Origin of the sequence: Rhodanobacter geophilus, assembly GCF_040812275.1 — a bacterium.
GTDB lineage: Bacteria > Pseudomonadota > Gammaproteobacteria > Xanthomonadales > Rhodanobacteraceae > Rhodanobacter_A > Rhodanobacter_A geophilus.
On the sequence record NZ_JBFOHL010000002.1, the window covers coordinates 382,546 to 400,133 of the forward strand.

The window sequence follows — 17,588 nt, forward strand, 5'->3', positions numbered from 1 at the left end:
CCGCGCGTCACAGGCCGAGCGAAAGCCCGTGCGTGCGCGCAGGCGCATCGATGGCGTTCGTCCATCACGGTGCACAGGCCGCACAGGCGCGCTTGAGGCAGTCGATACCCCATGCGACAGGCCCGCGCATCAGCGCGTCTGGACACGGGCGCGTGAAGCCGTGCTGCCGGCACCGCTCCTTCACCGGCATGCCGGCTTCCGCCTCACGCAGGAAGCCGATGATCCGCTCTTCGGCAAGCCGTCTCTTCGCGTCCGATCTCCTTCGGATGGGGGGCTGGACTCCAAACCGATGTGCTGCCCGTGACCGTGATTTCGATGCCAGCACATGAATCGAAAACGCTCTAGGATGCGGTGAGGCCAACCCAGGGATCCACTCCATGCCATCGTTCGCCCGGCGCTTCGCCTTGTGCCTTGCCCTGTCCCTCCCCGTCGCCGCCGTCGCGCATGCAGTGCCGGACCCATGGTGGAAACACGCGGTGATCTACGAGATCTACCCGCGCAGTTTCGGCGACAGCAACGGCGACGGCGTGGGCGACCTGCGTGGCATCACGCAGCATCTGGGCTACCTGCAGAAGCTGGGCGTCGACGCGATCTGGATCGCGCCGATGTACCCCTCGCCGCAGGTGGACTTCGGCTACGACATCGCCGACTACGAGGCGGTGGATCCCCAGTACGGTTCGCTGGCCGACTTCGATGCGCTGCTGCGCGAGGCAGGCAGGCACCACATCCGCGTGATCCTCGACATGGTGCTCAACCACACCTCGGACAAGCACGCCTGGTTCGTCGAGTCGGCAAGCTCCCGCGATAACCCGAAGGCCGACTGGTACGTCTGGAACGACGGCGTCGACGCGAACGCGCCGGGTGTGACGCCGTTCCAGAAGCGCTTCGAGCACGACGGCAAGGTGCCGCCGAACAACTGGGAGTCGGTGTTCGGCGGCTCCGCGTGGGAGTGGGTGCCGGCCCGCCGGCAGTTCTACTACCACCGCTTCTATCGCCAGCAGCCGGACCTCAATTGGCGCAATCCGGCGGTCGAGCAGGCGATGTTCGGCGCCATGCGCTTCTGGCTGGACCGGGGCGTGGCCGGCTTCCGCCTCGATGCGATCTCCACGCTGTTCGAGGATCCCCGGCTGCGCAACGATCCGGAGCGCCCGGGCACCAACGCCCAGGGCGATCCGAACCTGCAATCCAGGTACAGCGACAACCTGCCCGAGGTGCACGACGTGATCCGCCGCATGCGCGCGATGGTGGACAAGTACCCGGGCAACCGCGTGCTGATCGGCGAGACCTATACGCCGGACATCGCCGACCTGGACAAGTGGTACGGCGGCCCGCGCCACGACGAGCTGCAGCTGCCGATGGACATGCTGGTCGGTTTCGGCGCGAAGGCCAGGTTCGACGCGGGCTGGTTCCGCAAGACGCTGGAAGACTCGCAGACCGTGCACGGCCAGCCGCTGATCGTCTTCGACAACCACGACAACCCGCGTTCGATCGACCGCTTCGGCGACGGCCGCCACGACGTGCAGCGGGCCAAGGCCATCGCGACGCTGCTGCTGACCACGCGCGCGACGGCGCTGACCTACTACGGCGCGCCGCTGGGCATGACCACGGCGACCCCGACGCGCAAGGAGGACGTGCGCGACCCGATCGGCATCACCGGCTGGCCGAAGGAGAAGGGGCGGGATGGCGAACGCACGCCTATGCAATGGACGCCGGGAGCGCAGGCGGGTTTCTCGACCAACCCGCGGACCTGGCTGCCGGTCAACCCCAACCACGCCACGGTCAACGTGCAGACCGAGCTGGCCGAGCCCGGTTCGCTGCTCAACTGGTACCGCACGCTGATCGCGCTGCGGCGTGCGAATCCCGCGCTGCGCGACGGCGCGATGAGCTTCCTCGACCGCGCCGATCCCGACGTGCTCATCTATCGCCGGGAGGGCGGCACGCCGGTCACCGTGCTGGTCAACTTCAGCGGCGAGCCGCAGCGGATCAAGGCCGGCATCGTGCAGGGCGCGGTGCGCACGTTGGCCGCCACCGATCCCGCGCTTGGCAAGGCGACGACGCTGGACGGTGCGACGCTGCCTCCGTACGCCGCATGGATCGTGACGCCGTCGCGCTAGGGCGTTTTTCGGCATTGGATTCGCTTGCGCGCCTCGCCGCGCAGGCGATGCCTGCCCGGGAATGCCGGCGGCGAGACGCAGCAGGCAGCGTCACCGGGCCAAGCGACGCGTTCGGTCCATCAATGATCCAGGCGGATCCGGTTGTCGAATCCAGCGGGAGCGGGCGGGGTGTCGTGCCTGGCGCTTGGCTCCAAAGCCGACAGTCAGGCATGGCTGAACACGGCGACGGCGATCGCCAGGGTCGCTCCCAGGCCGACGACGAAGGCCAGCGTCCGGACAACCGGTATGCCGGCGGCATAAACGACGTAGTGGGCGAGCCGGGCCCCCAGGTAGAGCTTGGATGCAACGACAGTTGCCGGCGTGCTCACCCCGAGCAGCGCCGCGACGATGACCAGCGGCGCGAACACGGCGAGATTTTCCACCGCGTTGGCATGCGCGCGGCGCGCCCTCTCGGCCCAGACCGGGTCGGGCGGAAAAGCGGGATCGGGATTGGCAAACGTGCTGGCAAGTCCGCGCGTCAGGATTCTCGCGGACATGTAGGGAATCCACATCAGGGCCGTCGCAGTGGCGGCGAGGGCCAGGGCATGGAGTTCCGGCGTGAGTTTCATGATGGGATGCCTCTTGATCGCTCGGAGAGATTCTCTCCGGCTTCATGTCGACGGGCAGGCCGTCTCCCGATGAACAGGAGAGGGCGGAAATGCCCTCCCAGGAAGAGCTTTGCGGCGATGTGTGCGCTGCGCCGTCGATGTGGCCATCGACGGCGACTTCTGTGCTTACTTGCCCTGAATCAGCAGGCCCAATGGCGCCAGGGGGCCGACCGGGATGAACTCGAAGTTCAGAATGCCCGCGCTGGCAAGCGGCAACGCACCGATGACTTCCCTGGCTTCATCGACCGACTCGACACTCATGAGAAAAACCACGCCTGGCGTGTCGCCGCGGAACCAGAATTGCTCCATCTTCCCGTCGAGGTAGAGCCTGAGCGTGGCCGGAACCTCGCTCGGCATGTACTGCTGCCTCAGCTCCGGCGTGAGCGGAGCCTTGCCTGATCCGATCGCGAAAACCTTCATGGGTGATCTCCTGGTGGGTGGGGGATTCGGAGAGCCCAATCTAGTCGTGCGATCCCTTGGCTGCTATCGTCATAAATGACAACTTCAGGTGCATTTACGCCATGCGGATATCCGTGCTTGCCCTCGATGGCGTATTCGATACCGGCCTGGCCGCGCTGCTTGACGCACTCACCCTGGCCAACAAGTTCTCGGCGGCGCAGAGTGGTGTGCCCCCGTTTGACGTGTCGATCGTCGGCGTGAAAAGGAAGGTTCGATCCGGGCAGGGCATGGTCATACCCAGTCAACTCATGTCGGACGGCCCGGCACCAGACTGGGTGGTGATCCCGGCCCTCAATACGGGAACGCCCGAATTGCTGTTGCCGGCACTCGAACGACCGGACGTCAGGAAAGCCAAGGCGCAACTGCTCGGATGGCATGCCGGGGGTGCACAACTGGCAGCATCCTGCATCGGGACGTTCTTTCTCGCAGAAATCGGGGTGTTGGATCATCGGGAAGCGACGACAACGTGGTGGCTCGCGCCCCTGTTCCGGCAGCGCTACCCGAAGGTTCTGCTTGATGAATCACGCATGCTCATACCTACCGACATCGGCGTCACCGCAGGTGCGGCGATGGGGCACCTCGACCTTGCCCTGTGGTTGATACGCAAAGCGAGCCCGGAGCTGGCGGTGGTCGTCTCGCGCTATCTGCTGGCCGATATCCGCTCGTTGCAGGCTGCGTACATCATCCCCAACCACCTGGCGCAGGCGGATCCTCTGATCCTGCGCTTCGAGCGCTGGGCGCGCGAACACCTCAGGCAGGGGTTTTCGTTGCAGGCGGCGGCGAAGGCCCTGGCGACGAGCACGCGCACGCTGCAACGCCGCTGCGAAGCAGTACTCGGCAAGTCGCCACTTTCCTACTTCCAGGATCTGCGCGTCGAGCGCGCGCGATCGCTTCTCCGCGGCGGCAGCCTTGATCTGGAAGCCATCGCTGCGGAGGTCGGCTACGAGGACGGGGCGACATTGCGAACACTGCTGCGCCAACGCCTCGGTCGCGGGGTGCGCGATCTTCGCGATGAATTGCGCTAGACGCATCGCCGGCCGAGGCCGGATTCACGGTGGGGATCCATTCCTGGACTTCGAGACAGGCTGGATGCCCGAAGCGGCGGCTGATCCGTCGAATCATTTCGGCATGAGGTGGAACAGGCCGCCCGATTCGGCGTCTTCCAGCATCCAGAGCGAGCCGTCGGGTGCTTCTTCGATATCGCGGATGCGTTTGCCGATGCTCCAGCGCTGGACCGCGGTGGCGCCGCCCTTGCCGTCGAACGTGACGCGAACGATGGCCTCGCTGACGAGGCCGCTGAGCAAGGCGCTGCCATTCCAGTGCGGGAACAGGCTGCCCTTGTAGAACATGAGGTTGCCCGGCGCGATAACCGGCACCCAGTAGATCACCGGCTTGGCGAGATCGGGCCGCGTGTCGGGGCTGGGGATCGGCACGCCGTCATAGTTGACGCCATACGAGACCAGCGGCCAGCCGTAGTTCCTGCCACGCTGGATCAGGTTCAGCTCGTCGCCCCCGCGCGGGCCATGCTCGAGTTCCCACAGTCGGCCATCGGGAGCGAAGGCGAGGCCGTAAGGTGTGCGGTGGCCGGTGGTCCAGGTTTCGGCCGGCGTCAGGTTGGGCCCGGGGAAGGTATAGGTGCTGACCACCAGCGCCGTCTTGGCTTTCTCGGTATCGGCCGCCGGATCGATCAGCGGAATGGTGCGCGCACCGACCTTGCCCGCCCACGGATTGCCTGGCGCGGGTTTGCCGTCCAGCGTCAGCCGCAGGATCTTGCCTTCCGGCTGGTTCGGATCCTGCGCGGGAGTGAAGCGCTGGCGGTCGCCCAGCGTGAGGAAGAGGTACTTGCCGTCCGGCGAGAAGGCGATCTGGCCGCCGGGCTGGCCGCCCTTGCCCGTGGGCATCTGGCGCCACAACACCTGGAAGCCGTCCAGCCGGGGCTGCTTGCCATCCAGCACGAGCCGCCCCCGGCCAAGCACCACGCCGCCGCCGTAGTCGCCCGGTGCGACATAGGTGAGATACACGTCGTGGTCCTTGGCGTAATGGGGCGAGAGGAAGACGCCCAGCATGCCGTCCTGGCCTTCGGCATAGCTGGGCGGGACGCCCGCGATTTCGGTCTTGGCGCCCTGCGGGGTCACCAGATCGACGCGGCCGACCTTCTCGGTCACCAGCATGCGGCCATCGGGCAGGAACGCGATGCGCCAAGGCAGATCGAAGCTCGCCACCTTCGTGATGGTGAAGGGAAGGTCGGGATCGGATTTCTGTTCGCCTGCATTGGTCTGCGCTTGGGCCGTGCTTGTCAGCAAGGCCACGAGAAAGACGCCGGTTGCCAGCTTCATCATCTGCATGTTTCCTTGTGCTCGAGTGACCCGGAACATCCTAGCGCCCTGATTGTTGCAGGATTGGATAAGTCGAGCAGGCGAAGCGGCGGGCTAAAGCGGCGGTTGGCGATCAGGGCAAGCATCAGGGGTAGGCCGGCGCCTGCTTCCGGTCTAGGAGTCACCCGGCGTCTTGAGCTGGCCGCCACGAAGCCGCCGCTCGAAACCTTGCCCGTGCCCGGCATGCGCAGTTTGGGTCGGGAGCGGCAGAGGCGTCTTTGCGAGTTGCGCCCCTGAGGTCATCCGCTTGCAAATCCCCCGGGCGCGCCTTACAGTGAACCATATGGTTCACTATCAAGCCCGCCTCGACTCAACCTTCGCCGCGCTCGCCGATGTCACCCGGCGCGGCGTGCTGGAGCAGCTCGGAGGCTCGGACGCCTCGATCAGCGACCTTGCCCAGCGATTCCACATGACCCTCACGGGCATGAAGAAGCACGTCAGCGTGCTGGAGCAGGCGGGGCTCGTGACCACGGAGAAGGTCGGGCGTGTACGGACGTGCAGGCTCGGACGGCGCCGGCTGGAAGAAGAGGCCGCCTGGATCGAGCGCCACCGCCAGCTCTGGAGTGCACGCTTCGATGCGCTGGACGAACTCGTCGAACACTTGAACCGCAAGGAGAAGGCAGATGCCCAAAGCAAAAGAAAGTAGCCCCGTCGCCATGAACCGCACCGCCGTGGAACGCAAGTCCGACCGCGAACTCGTGGTGACGCGAACGTTCGATGCCCCGGCGCACATCGTCTTCGAGGCGTGGAGCAAGGCCGAATTGTTCCAGCGCTGGTGGGTGCCGAAGTCGGCGGAGTTGTCGCTGCTCTCGTGCGACATGGATGTGCGCACCGGGGGCACTTACCGCCTCGTGTTCCGCCACCCGATGTCCGATCGGCCGATGGCGTTCTTCGGCACGTACCGGGAGGTGATTCCGAACGAGCGCATAGTGTGGACGAACGAAGAAAGCGACGAGGGCGCCGTGACCACGGTGACGTTCGAGGAAAATGCCGGCAAGACGCGGGTCACCTTTCACGAACTCTACCCCACGGAAGCAGCCCTCGACGAAGCCCTCGCCGGTTCCGCGGAAGGCCTGCCCGAACAGTTCGCCCAACTGGACGAGTTGCTCGCCGGAAGGTCGTGACCGCACCGTGGCAAACGGTGCCTGGAAGGGACGACGGGGAAGCACACGATCACTGCCGCGCCGGCCAGTCCGGCGCCACGCGAGGTTCCCATGCTCAGGCGCGATTTCCTGAAGACTGCCATGGCGACCGCCGTGCTGACGGCGGCCCTTCCCGTCCAGGCCAGGAAGCCCCCCGCCATGTCGAACGCGAATTTTGCCGACGTCAATGGCCAGCACATCTTTTACAGCGTGCATGGCGTCGGCAAGCCGCTCGTTCTTCTCCACGGCGGCATCAACCCGGACAGCTTCGGGAGCAACCTGGCCGAACTGGCCAAGGGCCGGCGGGTGATCGCTCCCCATCTCCAGGCACACGGGCGCACGCCAGACACGGACAGGCCGCTGCGCAGTGAAACGATGGGCGACGACATCGCCGCCCTGATCGGCCACCTGGACCTCGGCAAGGCCGACGTCGTGGGCTACTCGCTGGGCGCCAACGTCGCGCTGCAGACCGCCATCCGCCATCCGGACGTGGTCGACCGGCTCGTGCTCGTGTCCGCGGCGATGCGGCAGGACGGCTTTTATCCGGAGGGGGTGGCGGCCTTCAGGCAGCTGGAGGCCAACGCCGCCACGCTGGGCCCTGGCGTCAAGGCATCGCCGTTGGGGAAGACCTATCCCGATGTCGACTGGACCAACCTCTTCAGGAAGGTCGGCGACATGACCAAGCGCCCCTTCGACTGGAGCGCCGGGGTCGCCAGGCTCCAGGCACGGACCCTGCTGGTCTATGCCGACGCCGACGCCATCCGGCCCGAGCACATGGTCGAGTTCTGGAAGGCGCTGGGCGGCGGCCGACGCGATGCCGGGATCGATGGCTCGCTGCGGCCCGCAAACCAGTTCGCCATCCTGCCGGACACCACCCACTACACGATCCCCGTCGATCCGATGCTGCCGGAGATTGTCGAACGCTTCCTCGGGGCGGCATTGAAGGCAGAGCGTTAGGGACCGCGAAACGTCTGAAACATCCTTGTTTTCCGAGTCGTCCGGAGGATCAGGCGGTGGGTGATGCCTTGGCGCAGGCGAAGGGTCAGACCCCGCCAAGTGCGTGATGGGGGCGCTGACGGTTGCCGTGATGGCGCCAGTCCCCGGCTGTGCCGGCGCACCTCGTGCCGGTTGATGAAGGCGTGGCGGTCCGCGACCCCTGTGCGGAAGCTGCGGTTGGGGCGCTCGATGCAGGCGGTCCGGGCCGGCCTGCCTTCCAGTTCAGCCGGACGTCGTTCCCTTCGGCAGTGGGTCGCCGCGCCCCTCGGCTCTGCGGGTTGCAAGTGATCCGGTGGATGTACGTCGAAATCATCCGGTTCGCCTGGCGAGTATTCGGAAGTATCTGGAAGTTTCGCACGCGCCCCGCGCCGGGCTTTACATGGGATGATGATCGTAATATGATATGCGTCATTCAATAAACGGAATGCCGTCATGGCCCACGACGCAATTGAAGGTTCGGTTCTCATCACGGGTGCTTCTTCCGGCATCGGCGCCACGTATGCGCAGCGCTTCGCCGCACGCGGCCATGACCTGGTGCTGGTGGCCAGGGACATGCAGCGGATGGAAGCGACCGCCGCCCGGCTGGCCGGGACGTACGGCGTACTGGTCGACATCCTTCCGGCCGATCTCACCGACCGGGAGCAATTGGCCAGGGTGGAACAACGCCTGCGGACAGACAGCCGCATCGGCGCCTTGGTCAACAATGCCGGCATGGGTGCGCCCGAGCGGTTCGTGGGCGCGCCTGCCGAGGCACTCGACAAGGTGGTGCAGTTGAACGTCACGGCCGTCATGCGACTGGCTGCGGCCGCGCTTCCGGCATTCAAATCGCGTGGCCGGGGCACCATCATCAATATCGCGTCGGTGCTGGCGCTGGCGCCCGAGCTGTTCAGCGGCGTCTACAGCGGCACCAAGGCCTTCGTGCTCAACTTCAGCCAGTCGCTGCAGAAGGAACTGGCCGGCAGCGGCGTACACGTGCAGGTGGTGCTGCCCGGAGCGACGCTGACCGAGATCTGGGCGCGGGCAGGAAAGAACGTCGAGGAGCTTCCCGCGCACATCGTGATGCCGGTCGGAGCGATGGTGGATGCGGCCCTGGTCGGCCTTGATCGCGGCGAACTGGTCACCGTGCCGCCGCTGCACGACGAAGGCCAATGGCAGGCACTGCAGGCAGCGCGAACCGCCATGTTGCCGCACCTTTCCACCGACAGGCCCGCGGCCCGTTATCTCGCCGGCGTCTGATCATCTCACTTCGAAGACACGCCCGGTGCCCCGCGCCGGGCGCAGGAGTCGTCATGCCAGAGCATGCATCCGTGCCCTCCGGGAATCCGGTGAAGCACAAGCGATTCGTCGTTGCCGGACTGGTCCTGGCCGCCATGCTGGCGTTGGCCTGGGTCGGTTGCTGGTGGCTTCACGGGCGCTATTTCCAGAGCACCGATGATGCGTACGTGGGCGGCAACGTCACCGTGATCTCGCCCCGGGTTTCCGGCTACGTGTCGAAAATCCGCGTCAAGGACAATGCCTACGTGCACGCCGGCGATCCGCTGGTGGAGCTCGATCCGGCAGGCTACGACGCGCGGCGCCGTGCGGCAGGTGCCCGGGTCGAGGCGGCGAAGGCGACGTTGGTGCGCCTGAACGCGCAGGTCCAGCTCGCCCGGTCGGACATCGCCGAGGCGACGGCCGAACAGCAAGCCCGCCGGGCGGCGCTGATCTTTGCCGGGCAGGATGCCGCCCGTTACGCACGATTGGCCAGCAGCACCGCCGGCACCGTGCAGGCGGCGCAGCAGGCGCGTTCGCATCATGCCCAGGCCGAGGCGGAGTACGCAGCAGCCGCCAGCCTGTTGCAGGCGCGCCAACGTCAGCTTGCCGTGGTCAAGGCACAGATCGTGGAGGCGGGAGCGGCTCTGTCGCAGGCGCAGGCCGAAGAAAACGAGGCCGAACTCGACGCAGGCTACACCGTGATCCGCGCTCCGGCAGACGGCTATGTCGGGGACCGGTCGGCCCACGTGGGCACTTTCGTGAGTGCGGGTACCCAGCTGATGTCGCTGGTCCCGGCCCAGGGGCTGTGGGTCGACGCGAACTTCAAGGAGGATCAGCTCGCGCGCATGCGCCGCGGGCAGGCCGTGGACATCGTTGCCGACGTCGAGCCGGGCAGGAAGATCACCGGCCATGTCGTCAGCCTGTCGCCGGCATCGGGCTCGGTATTCAGTCTGATCCCGGCGCAGAACGCCACCGGCAACTTCACCAAGATCGTGCAGCGCGTGCCGGTCCGCATTGCGCTGGACGGCAAGTTTTCCCTCGTCGGCCTGTTGCGGCCGGGGCTGTCGGTCACCGCGACCGTCGACACGCAGAGGCAGGCGCCCCAGCCGTGAACACCGCCTCGTCGCCTGCAGGTTCCGATCATCCTTCGGTCTTGCCGTTCGCCGTGATGTGCGTGGGCATGTTCATCGCGCTGCTCGATATCCAGATCGTCGCCGCGTCGCTGCAGGACATCGGCGGCGGCCTGTCGGCGGGGCAGGACCAGATCGGCTGGCTGCAGACGGCCTACCTGATCGCCGAGATCATCGTCATCCCGATGTCCGGCTGGCTGACTCGCGTGTTTTCCACGCGCCGGCTGTTCGTGGCATCCGCGCTGGGGTTCACCGCGGCCAGCGCGTTGTGCGGCATGGCCTGGAACATCGAGAGCATGATCGCGTTCCGCGCCCTGCAGGGCATGCTGGGCGCGTCGATGATCCCGACGGTCTTCACCTCCACCTTCCATTTCTTCCCGGGCAAGCGGCAGCCGCTGGCGGCGGCGGTGGTCGGAACCATCGCATCGGTGGCGCCGGCGCTGGGCCCGATGATCGGCGGCTGGATCACCGACTCCTTGTCATGGCACTGGCTGTTCTACATCAATCTCGTGCCGGGGCTGCTGGTGGCGATTGGCGTGGCGGCCTGGGTCGATGTCGACCGTCCCGAACACGGCTTGCTGAAGGACGCCGACTATCTCGGCATCGGGCTGATGGCCATCTTCCTCGGCAACCTGGAATACGTGCTGGAAGAGGGCGCGCGCTGGAACTGGTTCGACGACGCAGGCATTCGCCATTCGGCGTGGGCGGCTGGCGTGGCCGGCGTACTGTTCGTCTGGCGCAGCCTGGCCTATGAACATCCGATCGTGGAATTGCGCGCGCTGAGCAACCGGAACTTCCTGATCGGCTGCATTCTTTCCTTCATCACCGGCATGGGGATCTTCGGCACTATCTACCTGATCCCGTTGTTCCTGGGCTACGTGCGCGGGTTGTCGGCCTGGCAGACCGGCGTGATCCTCAGCGCCACCGGGCTGGGTTCGTTGCTGGGCGTTCCGTGCTACATCACCCTGGCGCGGCGCGGCGTGGACCCACGCTGGTTGATGGCGTTCGGCCTGGCGATGTTCGGCCTGTCCATGCTGAGCTTCAGCCGCATCACCCACGACTGGGGCGCGGGCCAGCTGTTCTGGCCGCAGATCATCCGTGGCTTCCCGCAGGTGTTTGCCGTGGCGCCCGCGGTCACGCTGGGACTGGGCAGCCTGCCGATGGCGCGGCTCAAGTACGCCAGCGGGCTGTTCAACATGATGCGCAACCTGGGTGGCGCAGTCGGCATCGCGATCTGCGGGGCCATTCTCAACGACCGGACCAACCTGCATTTCGAGCGCATCGCCGCGTCGCTCGATGCCGGGCATGCTCCCCTGGGCGTGGCCATCGCAACGATGCACGCACGCCTGCAGCAGATGCTGGGCGACGACGCGCGCGCCACGGCAGCCAGCCTGGCGGAGCTGCGTCAACTCGTCTACCGCGAGGCCTCGACCATGGCCTATGCGGACGCTTTCCTCGTGATGCTGGTGGCCTTCGCCATCGCCATCGTGCTGGTGCCGCTGCTGCGCAAGGTGGTGCAGCAGGGCGCCGGCAGCGCAGCCGGGCATTGAACCATGCAAACCAAAACGATCAACCGCACCCTCCGTCGGGCCAGCCGTCTCCATCGCACGTGGATCGTGCTGATGGCGGCGGCCCTGTCCGGCTGCATGGCCGGACCGGACTATTCACGGCCGGAAGTCGCCCTGCCCGGGCATTACGCGGATGCAGAGGCGCTGACGGGCAGCCCGTCGCAGGCCGGCCTGGACCACTGGTGGAAGGGCTTTCACGACCCCGTGCTCGACAGGATCGTCGACCAGACCACGTGGCAAAACCTGGACATCTCGGCCGCGGACGCCCGCATCGCCCAGGCGCGCGCGATGGCGCAAGAGAGCAGGGCAGACCTGTACCCGCAGGGCAGCCTTGACGGCAGTGTGGTCCGGCAGCGCCAGTCCTTGCTGAGCCCCGAAGGGCGGCTGGCCAATCGTCTTCCCGGCTATACCCGTGACCAGACGCTGCGGCAGATCGACGCCGGTGCGAGTTGGGAAACCGACCTCGCCGGGGGCCTGCATCGGCGCGCACGCGCCTACCGCGACGAGGCCCAGGCCGCCGAGGCCGCACGCCTGGGCGTGCGCATTTCCGTGGTCGCCGAGGCCGCGGACGCCTACTTCCGGATACGCGAGGTACAGGCCAGCCAGGCCCTGCTGGAGGCGCAAGTCGACGCCGATCGCCGGCTCGCGCAGTTGACCGTCACGCAAGTCGCCGCCGGCGTGGCGACCGATCGCGACGAAGGCGATGCACAGGCGGTGCTCGGGACGGACCAGGCGGAGCTCGCCGGCCTGCGGGACCAGCTGCAACGGCAGGGTTATCGGCTGGACGTGCTGGTGGGCGATGCCCCCGGCACGGATCGTTTCCAACTGCGTGCATCCATCGACACGGCATGGACCGTTCCCGGCATTCCCCCCGACATGCGTCCAGCGGAGCTGATGCGGCGACGTCCCGACGTGATCGCAGCCGAACGGTGGCTGGCCGCGAAAACCGAAGGCATCGGTGCCGCCATGTCCCAGTACTACCCATCGCTGTCGCTCGGCGGCCTGCTCGGTTTCGAGCGGCTGGGTACGGGTGGCCTCTTCGAAAGCGCCGCGTTCCAGCCGGCACTGCTGGCCGGCATCCACTGGCGCCTGTTCGATTTCGGAAAGGTCGACGCCGAAGTGGCCGCCGCGCGCGGCGGTCGGGCCGAAGCCTTGTCGGACTACCGGCAGACCGTGTTGCGCGCTGCGGAGGACGTCGAGGACGCGCTGTCCGGCCTGGCCAAACTGGATGCGCAGGAACGCCGTTGGCAGCAGGTGGTCGACGCCGATGCGCGATCGAGGGCATCGATCGGGCACAGCTTCGACGCGGGCGCCTCGAGCATGATCGATGTGTTGCAGCGCGAGCGCACGCTGCTGATTGCCAAGCGCATGCGCGCCACCCTGCGTTCCGACCGTGCCCGCGCCACCGTCGAGGTGTTTCGCGCACTGGGTGGCGGCTGGTCGCCCGGCCACGAACCATCGTTGGCTGCACGGGATGCGCCATGATTGCAGTCGGGAGTCCGTTCCGGGTCTGGTATATGATGCATGTCATATTTAAATGGAGGGACGCGCCATGCGTTACAGCAGCGAGCACAAGCAGCAGACCCGCGAGAAGGTGCTGACGGCTGCAGCACGCACCATTCGCGAACAGGGGCCGGAGCGCATCAGCGTGGCCGCCGTGATGGGCGAGGCCGGCTTGACGCATGGCGGCTTCTACGCGCACTTCGCGTCCAAGGAGGCGCTGGTCGCCGCCAGCATCGAGCACATGTTCGAGCAGATGCGCGCGCGCATCGATGAGTTGACCGAGGGCAGGGGCGCGCGGGAAGCGCTTCGCAACTACATCGACTTCTACCTTTCAGAGCGCCATGTCCAGGCGCGCGGACAAGGCTGCCCCGTCGCCGCACTGGGTTCGGATCTCCCGAGGCTGGACGATGCGGCGCGGAAGGCCTTCGCCGATGGCATGGCGATCCAGCACCGGCGCCTGCGGGCTTTCTTCAAATCCCTCGATGTCGCGGATCCCGATGACTCCGCGCACTCGCTGCGTTCGGAACTGCTGGGCGCATTGCTGAGCGCGCGCCTGGTGAGCGCCGGTGAGCGCAAAAAAGTGCTTGAAGCGTCACGCCAATCGCTCAAGCGGCGTTTCGACCTCATGGCTTCATAGCCACAGTGGCGACGGCAAAAGTACCGAATCGCACTGTCGACTAAGGAAACTCTGATTTTGCTCGTCATCCCAGCGCACGCTGGGATCCAGCGTCTGTAGACCATTGAACGCAAAGGCACTGGATTCCTGCTTCCGCAGGAATGACGAGCAAGAAGCCGATTGATCAGACCTTCCCTAAGCGGGCCGGCGACACGGTGGTTTCTTCGCGTCAGCCACACGATGCTCCTGCGTCAAGCCATGGCTACACGACGCCGTCACGGAAGCGGCTATGGCTGTCGTCTTCGCGCTGGCCGAAGGACGCGTCCTTCGGCCAGGCCGCGAGGACGTGGCGGAGGCGACGGACAGCCATGTCCGCTACGGGGGCGGCCATTCCTGCAGTCCTTCAATCAAGCATGCTGCCCAGCTATCTATCGGATGAAGCCGCGGATGGTGCCCGACGGAGCGGCATAGTTTGTGCGGTCGACCAACCCTGTCGGAATCATCGGTTATTTGCAGGACACGGGGTTCGGCAGGTAGTCGTCCGGCCGGAACTCCCTTCGCATTCGCTGGGTAGCGAAATCGACAAAGGCGCGAAGTTTCGGCAATGACTGGCTTCGGCTTGGGTAGTAAAGGGAAAGACCGGGAACCTCTTCACAATAGGGTTCGAGCACAGTCTGCAGATCTCCACTTTCAAGATGCGACATCACGAGCGAATGCGGCAATTGGAAGAGCCCAACGCCTCTCAGTGCGGAGCGAATGCAGGCCTCGACGTCGTTGATCACAAGAGGCCCCGCGACCCCCACCGTGATGCGCTCGCCATCGACGACAAATCGCCAATGATCGAGGGCTCGCACGGACTGACGGAGAAGGATGCAACGGAAGTCCTGCAGATCATACGGAGACGACGGTCGGCCATGCTTCTGAAACAAGGCCGGGGCGCCAACGACAACGAAGCGCTCGGGTGGCGTCAGCCATACTGCAACCATGTCAATCTGGACGAAGTTTCCCAGGCGTATCCCCGCATCGAACCCTTCTTCGACGATGTCGATCGGGCGATCCTCGCCCACCAGTTCAAGTTCGACGTTTGGGTGAGCGTCGAGAAAGTCGGGCAGCAGGCGATTCACCAGCAGCGGCAAGGTTGGCCTGGGCACATTCATGCGTAGTCGGCCAGTGATCTCGCCACCCAGGCCACTCGCAGCGTCCAACCCTGCCGTAAGCATGTCGACTGCCGGGCGCGCGTGGGCATGCAAGCGTTCGCCCGCTTCAGTCAGCCTGACGCTTCGTGTTGTACGGGAGAAGAGGGGGGCGCCAACGCGTTCCTCCAGGTTGCGTATTGCCTGGCTGACTGCGGACGGGGTGATTCCGAGGTGCCTCGCGGCTGCACGGAAGCCCCGGTACTCCGCCACGGTCAGGAACATGACAAGCCCGTCCAGATGGCTGCGATCGGTTGTTAAGCTCATCTGCACGGCCCGTTTCGAATGTACCTAATATTCGAATGATAGCGCGGGAGCTACCGTGGGGCGGTCGAACTCTAATGAAGGCGAACGCTCATGTTTTTGGTTATGGGAATTACCGGGAAAGTCGGCGGCGCGACAGCAACTCATCTGCTGACGCAAGGCAAGAAGGTACGTGCCCTAGTCCGTGACCGCGCGAAGGCGGCAAGCTGGGCTGGCCAAGGCGTCGAACTGGTTGACGGCGACTGGAACGATGCGCTCTCCATCGAGCGGGCACTCAAGGACGTCGACGGCGCATTTGTCATGTTGCCTCCGATCTGGGCTCCCTCGCCGGATTTCAGGGAAGCCAGGGGCGTCGTGGCGAACTATGTCGAGGCCCTCACAAAGGCACCGGTGTCCCGGGTCGTGGCGCTCTCGTCGATGGGCGCGAACAGAACCGGCGGGACGGGGCTGATCACGGCCCTGTCGCTTCTGGAGCAGGGTCTGCGCGACCTGACTATGCCGACCGCCTATGTGCGCGCCGGTGGGTTTTTCGAAAATTTCCTGTACGGCCTGCACATCGCCCAGGGCGGCACGCTGCCCGTCTTCTACGACCCGACAAATCGGAAATCGACCATGGTCGCGACCGACGACATCGGCGCCGAGATCGCAGCGCTCCTGAGCGGACCGGCTTGGCCGGGGCATCGGTGCATCGAACTCGGTTCAATGGTGAGCGCAGATGAAGTCGCGACCCAATTGGGCGAGGTGATGAAGCTCGACGTCAAAGCCGTTGCCATCCCGCGGGCCGGCTGGCCGGCTGCATTCGAACAGTTCGGCATTCCGAAGGGCCAGTCTGGCCCTGCCGAAACCATGTATGAGGCTGTCAACGCCGGAGGGATGGACCTCGGGGTGGAGAGTACGGAGCACGTCCCGGGTGCGACGTCGGCACGCGACGTTTTCGCGGCGGCCCAGGGGGCCGCTACGGCGTAGGTCTGCGGACCGGCGATGGGGTATGAGCTTCGGAGTTCATTCCGGAAATTCGCATCCCCGTCGCGGTTCTGGCAGAGAGGCCAAAGCAGCCTGTTTCCTCGTGAACTGCGGCATTTATGCCAACAAATATCGAGATCGAATATGAAGGTTCTTGTTTTGGGTGCCACTGGCGGAACCGGGCGGCTGATCGTCCACGACGCCCTGGAGAAGGGTCATTCCGTGGTGGCGCTGGTTCGCTCAAAGGCGCGCGCGCCCGATCTCCCGGGAGCGGACATCATCGAGGGCGATGCTCGCGACGAAGGTGCTCTCATGCGCGCCTTGGGCGGCTGCGATGCTGTCATCAGCTCGCTGGGAACCGGCCTTAGCCCCGTCAGCGAGGTCAGCCTGCTGACCGAAGCGACACACGCGCTGATCCCGGCGATGAGGCGCAGTGGTGTCTCCCGTCTGGTCTGCATCTCAGCCCTGGGGGTCGGAGACAGCCACGGCCACGGCGGATTCGTATTCGATCGGCTCTTCATGCCCTTGTTGCTTCGCCATGCCTATAAGGACAAGGGGCGTCAAGAGGCCGCGATCCGCGCCAGCTCACTTGATTGGGTCATCGTTCGGCCAGGCATGCTCATCAACGGTCCGGCCCGCGGAAGTCTCAGGGCCATTGTGGACCTCGCCAGCATCAACGGCGGGAAAATAGCACGCGCCGATGTCGCCCGGTTCGTGGTCGAGCAACTGGCGACTAACACGTGGTTGCGGCAGACGCCCGTCCTCCTGTGGTGAGGACGGGTCTCGTAGATCACCTTTTCCAGCCGTCGCATTCGACGGTAACCAGCCAGTTTGCCGACCGGGCGGTCACACAGCTCCAGGCAGCAAACTCCTCACCCAGAGTCGGACCAATGCCCAAAACCTCCTGGCGCCAAGTCTTACCCTTAGCCCTTGCCGTTTTCTTCGTCGTCGGCTCCGTCAGCAACATCTTCGCGCCGGGATCGATCTACGAGGAATACCTGAAATGGGGGTACCCGGGCTGGTTCCATCTCGTGACGGGATCGCTGGAACTGACCGCTGCCATTCTGATTATTCGGGCACCGAGTCGCCTGTTGGGTTCCGCGCTCGGCTGCGCTGTCATGTTGGCCGCCATCGCGACCGTCATCATCCACGGCCAATACGGGCATGCTGTACCGCCACTTGTCGTGGCGACTTTCTCACTTGTGGTCGGTTGGATAAGTTGGCGCAAACGGGTGGCATTACCAGCCATCGATCAGTACAAGCGGTACACAGGCATATAGGTCACGGCACTCCTCGGCTGGGCTGCCCGAGACGCCACGTCTTCTATCCAAATCTGATGGGACGGCGGTCGCGTAACGCGGCGT

General features: G+C 65.5%; 17 protein-coding genes. 13 read left to right on the top strand and 4 right to left on the bottom strand.

Features of this window, described 5'->3' with window-relative positions; genetic code table 11:
* Positions 1-377 precede the first annotated feature (377 nt).
* Entirely contained in the window at positions 378-2,114 is a 1,737-nt protein-coding gene (locus ABQJ56_RS03920; RefSeq protein WP_367843671.1) for an alpha-glucosidase, read from the top strand.
* Positions 2,115-2,317: 203 nt separating this feature from the next.
* Here the strand turns inward: ABQJ56_RS03920 and ABQJ56_RS03925 are convergent, their stop codons facing one another.
* Entirely contained in the window at positions 2,318-2,722 is a 405-nt protein-coding gene (locus tag ABQJ56_RS03925; RefSeq protein WP_367843672.1) for an MAPEG family protein, read from the bottom strand.
* A 165-nt stretch (positions 2,723-2,887) separates the two neighbouring features.
* The gene (locus tag ABQJ56_RS03930) at positions 2,888-3,181 is read right to left on the bottom strand and encodes a hypothetical protein (protein ID WP_367843673.1); all 294 of its coding nucleotides are present in this window, start codon (positions 3,179-3,181) and stop codon (positions 2,888-2,890) included.
* A gap of 113 nt (positions 3,182-3,294) precedes the next feature.
* On the opposite strand from ABQJ56_RS03930, the gene ABQJ56_RS03935 reads away from it, so the two are divergent.
* Positions 3,295-4,245, top strand: a complete 951-nt coding sequence (locus ABQJ56_RS03935; RefSeq protein WP_367843674.1) for a GlxA family transcriptional regulator — start codon at positions 3,295-3,297, stop codon at positions 4,243-4,245.
* Between the two features lie 93 nt (positions 4,246-4,338).
* Here ABQJ56_RS03935 and ABQJ56_RS03940 read toward each other — a convergent pair whose 3' ends face one another.
* Positions 4,339-5,559 carry a PQQ-dependent sugar dehydrogenase gene (locus ABQJ56_RS03940; protein ID WP_367843675.1) on the bottom strand — a complete coding sequence of 407 codons (1,221 nt, stop codon included), beginning with the start codon at positions 5,557-5,559 and terminating at the stop codon, positions 4,339-4,341.
* 319 nt (positions 5,560-5,878) lie between these two features.
* Here ABQJ56_RS03940 and ABQJ56_RS03945 point away from each other — a divergent pair, with 319 nt between their 5' ends.
* From ABQJ56_RS03945 to ABQJ56_RS03980, 8 genes are all read left to right on the top strand, one after another.
* Positions 5,879-6,241 carry an ArsR/SmtB family transcription factor gene (locus ABQJ56_RS03945; protein WP_367843676.1) on the top strand — a complete coding sequence of 121 codons (363 nt, stop codon included), beginning with the start codon at positions 5,879-5,881 and terminating at the stop codon, positions 6,239-6,241.
* Positions 6,219-6,719 carry an SRPBCC family protein gene (locus ABQJ56_RS03950; protein ID WP_367843677.1) on the top strand — a complete coding sequence of 167 codons (501 nt, stop codon included), beginning with the start codon at positions 6,219-6,221 and terminating at the stop codon, positions 6,717-6,719. The genes ABQJ56_RS03945 and ABQJ56_RS03950 overlap by 23 nt, the downstream gene beginning before the upstream one ends.
* Before the next feature lie 90 nt (positions 6,720-6,809).
* The gene (locus ABQJ56_RS03955) at positions 6,810-7,694 is read left to right on the top strand and encodes an alpha/beta fold hydrolase (protein ID WP_367843678.1); all 885 of its coding nucleotides are present in this window, start codon (positions 6,810-6,812) and stop codon (positions 7,692-7,694) included.
* Positions 7,695-8,165: 471 nt separating this feature from the next.
* Positions 8,166-8,969 (top strand): SDR family NAD(P)-dependent oxidoreductase, encoded by an 804-nt coding sequence (locus ABQJ56_RS03960; protein WP_367843679.1) that lies wholly within the window; start codon positions 8,166-8,168, stop codon positions 8,967-8,969.
* A 53-nt stretch (positions 8,970-9,022) separates the two neighbouring features.
* A complete protein-coding gene (locus ABQJ56_RS03965) occupies positions 9,023-10,099 on the top strand; it encodes an HlyD family secretion protein (RefSeq protein ID WP_367843680.1) in 1,077 nt (358 codons plus the stop codon).
* On the top strand, positions 10,096-11,667 hold the full coding sequence (locus ABQJ56_RS03970) for a DHA2 family efflux MFS transporter permease subunit (protein ID WP_367843681.1): 1,572 nt from the start codon (positions 10,096-10,098) through the stop codon (positions 11,665-11,667). The genes ABQJ56_RS03965 and ABQJ56_RS03970 overlap by 4 nt, the downstream gene beginning before the upstream one ends.
* 3 nt (positions 11,668-11,670) lie before the next feature.
* Entirely contained in the window at positions 11,671-13,170 is a 1,500-nt protein-coding gene (locus ABQJ56_RS03975; protein ID WP_367843682.1) for an efflux transporter outer membrane subunit, read from the top strand.
* 67 nt (positions 13,171-13,237) lie between these two features.
* Positions 13,238-13,825 carry a TetR/AcrR family transcriptional regulator gene (locus ABQJ56_RS03980; RefSeq protein WP_367843683.1) on the top strand — a complete coding sequence of 196 codons (588 nt, stop codon included), beginning with the start codon at positions 13,238-13,240 and terminating at the stop codon, positions 13,823-13,825.
* 485 nt (positions 13,826-14,310) lie between these two features.
* Here ABQJ56_RS03980 and ABQJ56_RS03985 read toward each other — a convergent pair whose 3' ends face one another.
* Entirely contained in the window at positions 14,311-15,264 is a 954-nt protein-coding gene (locus ABQJ56_RS03985; RefSeq protein ID WP_367843684.1) for a LysR family transcriptional regulator, read from the bottom strand.
* A 90-nt stretch (positions 15,265-15,354) separates the two neighbouring features.
* Here ABQJ56_RS03985 and ABQJ56_RS03990 point away from each other — a divergent pair, with 90 nt between their 5' ends.
* The 3 genes from ABQJ56_RS03990 to ABQJ56_RS04000 all read left to right on the top strand — a co-directional run bounded on the left by ABQJ56_RS03990 (position 15,355) and on the right by ABQJ56_RS04000 (position 17,504).
* Positions 15,355-16,227 carry an NmrA family NAD(P)-binding protein gene (locus ABQJ56_RS03990; protein WP_367843685.1) on the top strand — a complete coding sequence of 291 codons (873 nt, stop codon included), beginning with the start codon at positions 15,355-15,357 and terminating at the stop codon, positions 16,225-16,227.
* Positions 16,228-16,368: 141 nt separating this feature from the next.
* Entirely contained in the window at positions 16,369-16,998 is a 630-nt protein-coding gene (locus ABQJ56_RS03995; RefSeq protein ID WP_367843686.1) for an NAD(P)-dependent oxidoreductase, read from the top strand.
* Between the two features lie 116 nt (positions 16,999-17,114).
* Complete coding sequence (locus ABQJ56_RS04000) at positions 17,115-17,504, top strand: DoxX family protein (protein ID WP_367843687.1); 390 nt, start codon at positions 17,115-17,117, stop codon at positions 17,502-17,504.
* Positions 17,505-17,588 lie beyond the last annotated feature (84 nt).